Source organism: Spiroplasma sp. hy2, from assembly GCF_044714365.1.
In the GTDB taxonomy this organism is placed as follows: domain Bacteria; phylum Bacillota_I; class Bacilli_A; order Mycoplasmatales; family Mycoplasmataceae; genus Spiroplasma; species Spiroplasma phoeniceum.
Genome location: NZ_RXFZ02000292.1, coordinates 1 through 842 on the forward strand (window position 1 = coordinate 1; position 842 = coordinate 842).

The window sequence follows — 842 nt, forward strand, 5'->3', positions numbered from 1 at the left end:
TAACAAAAATACCAAATGGAATTAAAATAATTCACGCATCACCTAAAAAAGTCATTAATTGTGGTAATACAGCATAAATTGCTTCTTTAACTTTCATCATTGCCTGACCTAAACCACTTCAAATAGAACCCATTCCACCTGAAATAGTAGGCGTATCTGCTGCTAAAAAATTAACCGCTGTTGTTAAATACATACCTAACATTATTTCTTATCCTCCTTATTTTCAATTTCTTTTTTATCTTTTTTCTTTCCTTGAATTTGACGAATTTTTTGATAAATTGATAAACCAATTCACGCAAAAATACCTAATATAATAACAACACTAAATATTGTCGTTAATCAAACTGGCATAACTTATTCCTCCTAAAAATCTAATTTCGCGGCACGCTTCGCGTGTTCGCTACGCTCAAAATAAACCATATTGAATAAATTATCCGCGTAATTTATTAGCGGTAATTTATTCATCTTCTTTTACATTATTAATTACAATATTATTTACCATATTAATAACATTATCTTTTCCATACTTAGTTACTACGGACCGCAAAATAAAATAATGTTTTCTTTCCATTAAAAAATTAACTCTTTTCTGAGTTGATTTGTTGCACTTCACTTACACGATGCCTGGCTTATTTTGCTATCTTAAATCCAACATTTTATTTCTCACCCTGTCATTTTGCAATTACTAAAACAACTGATTATGTTATTATTAAGGCGTTATCAACCTCAAATCGATATCGTGGTGAAAATCGTATTAATATTTAGGTTACCTTACAATTTTATAAAATTAAAATATTTGGAGAAAATTTGTTTAAAAGAAATTTTCTCCTTTTTATTTAATW

Annotated in this window: 2 protein-coding genes; both read right to left on the bottom strand. The window is 28.1% G+C overall.

All coding sequences use genetic code 4. From position 1 onward, the window contains the following. Positions 1–202, bottom strand: a 202-nt coding sequence (locus tag EHV01_RS06140; protein WP_422066690.1) for a hypothetical protein, incomplete at its 3' end; no start/stop codon positions are given. Then, on the bottom strand, positions 202–351 hold the full coding sequence (locus EHV01_RS06145) for a hypothetical protein (protein ID WP_101519313.1): 150 nt from the start codon (positions 349–351) through the stop codon (positions 202–204). The genes EHV01_RS06140 and EHV01_RS06145, both read right to left, overlap by 1 nt. Between the last annotated feature and the right edge of the window lie 491 nt (positions 352–842).